This window comes from Rahnella sp. PAMC25617, from assembly GCF_050606005.1.
Lineage (GTDB): Bacteria > Pseudomonadota > Gammaproteobacteria > Enterobacterales > Enterobacteriaceae > Rahnella > Rahnella variigena.
In genome coordinates this window covers 1-247 of sequence record NZ_JBOCUM010000279.1, presented here as the reverse complement: position 1 = coordinate 247, position 247 = coordinate 1, and the positions used below count along the sequence as shown (strand labels likewise).

Below are 247 nucleotides of genomic sequence, written 5' to 3'. Positions count from 1 at the left end.
AATGGCAAATATTGGAAAGATAACTCAAGTGATCGGGCCCGTAGTGGACGTTTCCTTTGAAGGCGGTAAACTGCCTAACATCCTTGACGCGGTAGAAGTTACCAAAGAAAATGGCCAAGTGGTCGTAATGGAAGTTCAACAGCACTTGGGCGAAGATCGAGTGAGAACTATTGCAATGGACTCCTCTGAAGGGATGGTTCGTGGCATGGAAGTAAGAGACTTAGGTCAGCCTATTTCTGTTCCTACT

At 46.2% G+C, this 247-nt stretch carries 1 pseudogene; it reads left to right on the top strand.

What is annotated here, in order from left to right:
* Positions 1-247, top strand: a pseudogene (locus ACM615_RS24355) (F0F1 ATP synthase subunit beta); the annotation flags it as partial.